Annotated in this window: 4 protein-coding genes; 2 read left to right on the top strand and 2 right to left on the bottom strand. The window is 72.6% G+C overall.

Annotated features, from left to right (window positions below):
• Window positions 1–230 precede the first annotated feature (230 nt).
• Window positions 231–641 carry a protein phosphatase gene (locus E1193_RS29785; protein ID WP_132186474.1) on the top strand — a complete coding sequence of 137 codons (411 nt, stop codon included), beginning with the start codon at window positions 231–233 and terminating at the stop codon, window positions 639–641.
• 127 nt (window positions 642–768) lie between these two features.
• Here the strand turns inward: E1193_RS29785 and E1193_RS29780 are convergent, their stop codons facing one another.
• Entirely contained in the window at window positions 769–3,042 is a 2,274-nt protein-coding gene (locus E1193_RS29780) for an excinuclease ABC subunit UvrA (protein WP_132186473.1), read from the bottom strand.
• A 115-nt stretch (window positions 3,043–3,157) separates the two neighbouring features.
• Between E1193_RS29780 and E1193_RS29775 the strand changes: the two genes are divergently transcribed.
• Window positions 3,158–3,931, top strand: a complete 774-nt coding sequence (locus E1193_RS29775) for a MerR family transcriptional regulator (RefSeq protein WP_207922922.1) — start codon at window positions 3,158–3,160, stop codon at window positions 3,929–3,931.
• 210 nt (window positions 3,932–4,141) lie between these two features.
• On the opposite strand, the gene E1193_RS29770 is transcribed toward E1193_RS29775, so the two are convergent.
• On the bottom strand, window positions 4,142–4,933 hold the full coding sequence (locus E1193_RS29770; protein WP_132186471.1) for a hypothetical protein: 792 nt from the start codon (window positions 4,931–4,933) through the stop codon (window positions 4,142–4,144).
• Between the last annotated feature and the right edge of the window lie 404 nt (window positions 4,934–5,337).

Genomic DNA, 5,337 nt, shown 5'->3' with positions numbered 1-5,337 from the left:
GGGTCACGAGGCGTGGTGGAAGAGCCGGGGGCGGGTAGTGTGTTGAGTCAGGTGTCGGTGTGTCCAGTGTCCCCGGGCCTCACCTGACTGCCGTCGCGGAATACCGTCCGGCTGGAGCCGCGTCGCGCCACTCGCCGAGAGGCGACCTGCACACCGACACCCCAGCGCCGCCCTCGACCCGTCTGGGCCGGGGGCGGCGCTGTCTGTGTCGAGGGTGCCAGAATCCCCGCATGGACTGGTCCGAGACCCCTGGGGTGGTCGTGCTGCCGAGCGGCGCGACGGTACGCGGGCGCCGCGTCGCTGACCCGCCGGTCTCGCCCGCCGACTTCGCGCTGTTGTTGGCCCCTGGGCCAACGCCTGCCTGGCCGCACCGGCGGATCCGCTGGCCGGACTTCTGGCTGCCCCTGGACCGGGCCGATGCCCTCGACGCCCTCGGTGAGGGGTTGCGGCGGGCACACGGCGGGGAGCGGGTGGAGGTCGCCTGCCGGGGCGGAATCGGCCGAACCGGCACCGCGCTCGCGGCGCTGGCGATCCTCGACGGCCTGCCGCCGGCAGCCGCGGTGGGGTGGGTTCGCGCGCGCTACCACCCACGCGCCGTGGAGACCCCGTGGCAGCGCGGCTGGCTGCGCCGGCTGCCCTGACCCGCCGAGGCTGGTGGCGGGTCGCCCGCCCGCGACGCCGCCCCGGAGCATCCGCCCGCAGCGGCCCGCCGCCACCACCGGCGGGCGGCGGCAGCGGGCCTCGGGCCGCCCCGGCAGGGCGGGCGGCTCAGCGGGTCACGTACTCCCTCAGGTGGCGGGCGGTGAGGGTGCCGCCGTGCGCGACCAGGTCGGCCGGGGTGCCGGTGAAGACCACCCGCCCACCGTCGTGCCCCGCCCCGGGTCCGAGATCGATGATCCAGTCCGCGTGCGCCATCACCGCCTGGTGGTGCTCGATGACGATCACCGTGTTGCCGGCCTCGACGAGCCGGTCCAGCAGCGCGAGCAGCTGGTCCACGTCGGCCAGGTGCAGGCCGGTGGTGGGCTCGTCGAGCACGTAGGTGCTGTACTTCTCGGCCATGTTGATGGCCAGCTTGAGCCGCTGCCGCTCGCCCCCGGAGAGGGTGGTCAGCGGCTGCCCCAGGCCCAGGTAGCCCAGCCCCACGTCGGCCAGCCGGTTCAGGACGGCCCGCGCCTGCCCGCCCGGGAAGAAGTCCCGTGCCTCCGCGACGGACATGGCGAGGACCTCGCTGATGTTCTTGCCCCGCAGCGTGTACGTGAGCACCTCGTCGGTGTACCGCCGGCCCTCGCACTGCTCGCAGATGGTGGCGACGCCGGCCATCATCGCCAGATCGGTGTAGACCAGGCCGATCCCCTTGCAGGTCGGGCAGGCCCCCTCGGAGTTGGCGCTGAACAGTGCCGCCTTCACCCCGTTGGCCTTGGCGAAGGCGGTCCGGATCGGGTCGAGCAGCCCGGTGTAGGTGGCCGGGTTGCTGCGGCGGGAGCCGCGGATGGGGGACTGGTCCACCACGACCACCCCGTCCCGCCCGGGCAGCGAGCCGTGGATCAGCGAGCTCTTGCCCGAGCCGGCCACCCCGGTCACCACGGTGAGCACCCCGAGCGGGATGTCCACGTCGACGTCGCGCAGGTTGTGCGTGTCGGCGCCACGGATCGGCAGGTGGCCCGTCGGCCGGCGGACCGGGTCGCGCAGCGTGACGCGGTGGTCCAGGTGGCGGCCGGTCAGGGTGTCCGAGCGGCGCAGCCCGGCGACGTCGCCGGCGTAGCAGATCCGCCCGCCCGCGGCACCGGCGCCGGGCCCGAGGTCGACCACGTGGTCGGCGATCGCGATGGTCTCCGGCTTGTGTTCCACCACCAGCACCGTGTTGCCCTTGTCGCGTAGCCGCGACAGCAGGTCGTTCATGCGGGCGATGTCGTGCGGGTGCAGCCCGACGGTGGGCTCGTCGAAGACGTAGGTCACGTCGGAGAGGCTGGAGCCCAGGTGGCGGACCATCTTCACCCGTTGCGCCTCGCCCCCGGAGAGGGTGGCGGACTCCCGGTCGAGGCTGAGGTAGCCGAGCCCGATCTCCACCAGTGACTCCAGCGTCTCGCGCAGGTTGGCGACCAGCGGCGCCACCGACGGGTCGTCGATGCCACGGACGAACTCGGCCAGGTCACTGATCTGCATGGCGGAGCAGTCGGCGATGTTGCGGCCGGCGATCCGGGACGACAGTGCGGCGGCGTTGAGCCGCGCGCCGCCGCAGTCGGCACAGGTGGTGAAGGTGACCGCCCGGTCCACGAAGGCCCGGATGTGTGGCTGCATGGAGTCGCGGTCCTTGGCCAGGTAGAGCCGGCGTACCTTGACCGCCAGCCCTTCGTACGTCAAGTTGTTGCTCCCCACCTTGATTTTCGTGGCCGGCTTGTGCAGGAAGTCCTGCCACTGCTGCGGGCTGAAGTCCTGGAGCTTCATGTCCGGGTCGAACAGGCCGGAGCCGACGATGGTCTGCCAGTACCAGGAGTCGACTGCGAAGTTCGGCACCAGGATCGCCCCGTCGTTGAGGGAGCGTTCGACGTCGACCATCGCCTGAACGTCCAGGTCGGACACCCGGCCCAGCCCCTCGCAGGCGGGGCACATCCCCTCGGCCAGGTTGAAGCTGAACGCGCCGGCACCGCCGACGTGCGGGGTGCCGAGGCGGCTGAAGACGATGCGCAGCATCGCGTACGCGTCGGTGGCGGTGCCGACCGTCGAGCGGGAGTTCGCCCCCATCCGTTCCTGGTCGACCACGATCGCCGGAGTGAGGTTGCGCAGGGAGTCGACGTCCGGACGGGACAGGTTCGGCATGAAGGACTGGAGGAAGGTGCTGTAGGTCTCGTTGATCAGGCGGCGGGACTCGGCGGCGATGGTGCCGAAGACCAGGGACGACTTCCCGGACCCGGAGACCCCGGTGAACACGGTGAGCCGTCGCTTCGGGATGTCGACCGAAACCCCGGTGAGGTTGTTCTCCCGGGCACCCCGCACCTCGATGACGTCGTGGTTGTCGGCGGCGGATTGCGCTGGTTGCTGCATGCCTTCGATTTTCTCATTGAATAACCTGTGTAAGGTTCGCCGAGGAAGCCCACAGGTGGGAACGGGATCTGGGGCGGAAAGTCTCAAACCATCGTGTAAGCGGTACGGTAGCTCGGTGCGAAACGGTCGGTGGCGGGTGGTCGATGTCGCGGCGACTGCCGGGATCTCCACCCAGCAGGTGCGCAACTACCTCGACGAGGGGGTGCTGCCGCCGGCCACCCGGACGGAGAGCGGCTACCGGGTGCTCACCGACGTGCACGTGCACGCCCTCGCCGTGGTCCGGCGGATGGCCGAGGGGCACGGCTGGGCGCGTACCCGGGAGGTGATGGCCGCGCTGCACCGGGGTGAGCTGGCGACGGCCCTTGCCGCGCTCGACGCCGGCCACGCCGAACTGGACCGGGAGCGGGCGGAGATCCGTCGGGTGCTCGGCGCCTTCGAGACGGTGGTGGTCAGCCCGGCGGTGCCGGCGCCGCGCCGTGGCGCGCGCATCGGCGAGGTCGCCGACCTGGTCGGCGTCCGCACCACGCAGCTGCGGCTCTGGGAGCAGCGCGGCCTGCTGCGGCCGGTGCGCGCGCCGGGCACCGGCTACCGGGTGTACGACGCGGCCGAGCTGCGCGCCGCGCAGGTGGTGGCGCTGCTGCGCCGGGGTGGCTACCCGTTCGAGATCGTCGCGGCGGTCCTCGACGAGATGCGCACCACCGGCCGGCCGCAGCGGGTCCGCGCTGAGCTGGCCCGGCGCGAGCAGGAGCTGCACCAGCGCAGCCTGCGCCGGCTGCGCGCCTCGGTGGAGCTCTACGGCTACCTGGCCGCCACCGGCCGGGTCACGCCTCACGGCGCCTCCGACGAGGCCACGCCCCCGCCCGAAAACGGCCAGGCCGCGACTGACTGATCTTCGGCGGACCGGGCGGGGTGGTGTCGGCGCTGTCGCGGTGGCGCATGACGTGCCAGAGGCCCCGCAGCCGGGTGGACCGGCGCCAAGCCTTCCCCGTCACCGGAGCGCGCCGACCACCACCGGCCTCGGTCAGCGTCACCCGGGCCGCGCTGGGAAGCGCGGCCCGGCGGGAGAACCCGCCGGGCCGTCGCAGCTTGGTGCGAGAGATCAGTTCAGGCCGCAGGTGGCGAAGCCGTCCAGGTTCGGGGCCTGCTGGCCGACCCGGTTGAAGGCGATCTCGATGCGGTCGAGGGCGGCCTTCCGCTTGTCGGCCAGCGGACCGACAATGGTGTTCTGGATGAAGTTCGGGCCGCCCTGCGGGTTGGCGGCCTGCTGGGCCAGGCGCGCGTTGGCCTCGCTGATCTGCTTGTTGAGCTGGTTCAGCTCGGCCTGGACGTTCGCCGCGGCCTGGGCCGGGACGGCCGGGATCTGCGGCGTCGGGCAGTTCACCGTCTGGGCCGCCGCGACGGTGCCGGCACCCCCGGTGGCCTTGCCGGCGGTGGCCTTCACGGAGCTGTTGAGGGCGCTGGCGACGCCTGGGGCGTTCAGCGTGCAGGTGGCGAAGCTGTCCAGGTCGGGGCGGGGGGCACCGACGCGGTTGAAGGAGATCTCGATGCGGTCCAGCACCGCGACGCGCTTGCTCTTCAGCGGACCGAGGATCGCGTTGTTGATGAAGTTGGGACCACCCTGCGGGTTGGCCGCCTGCTTCGCCAGGCGCTCGTTCTGCCGGGCGATCTCCTCGTCCAGGTTGGCCAGTTCCCGCTCCACGTTGGCGGCCGCCGCCGCCGGGATCGCCGGCAGTTTGTCGCGAACGGTCGGGCAGTTGACGGACTGCGCCGCGCTCTTGCCGGTGTTCTCGCCGGCGGAGGCGAGCTGCAGTCCTCCGGCCAGCAGCAGCGCCGCTAGGGCGCCCACTCCGCCGAGCTTGAGGACGGCGTTCTTCCGCGTAGGCCTGGCCATGTACCTCTCCTCTGGTCTCCGCCGGGCCGTCGACGCGTCGCGTCGGAGGCGGCCCGGCGGTGCGGTGGGGGTGCGGGAGGCCCGGTGTCCGTCGCCCCGGCATTGGCAGTAGCCCGGTCCGTCCCAGCGGTCATGGATACGGAGACGGCCCGAAGATCGTTCAACGCGGGGCAAGCGTTTTCTGGAGGACCCCGGCATGAGCCGGGCCCGCGTGCCGGGCGGGCGTTGCCCGGCGGAGACCGTCTGTCTCGGTATGGTGCCTCACCATGAGAGCCCAGGTTCTGGCAGCCGCCACCGCCGCCCTCCTGGTCGCCGGGACGCCCGTCCCGGCGGGTGCCGCGCCGGCGACCCCCGCTCCCGGGGCCGTCGTGCCCTGCCCGACGCTGCCCGCGCCGACGGTGACC

Source organism: Micromonospora sp. KC606 (genome assembly GCF_004348675.1).
Classification (GTDB): domain Bacteria; phylum Actinomycetota; class Actinomycetes; order Mycobacteriales; family Micromonosporaceae; genus Micromonospora.
This window is presented reverse-complemented; position numbering and strand designations above follow the sequence as displayed.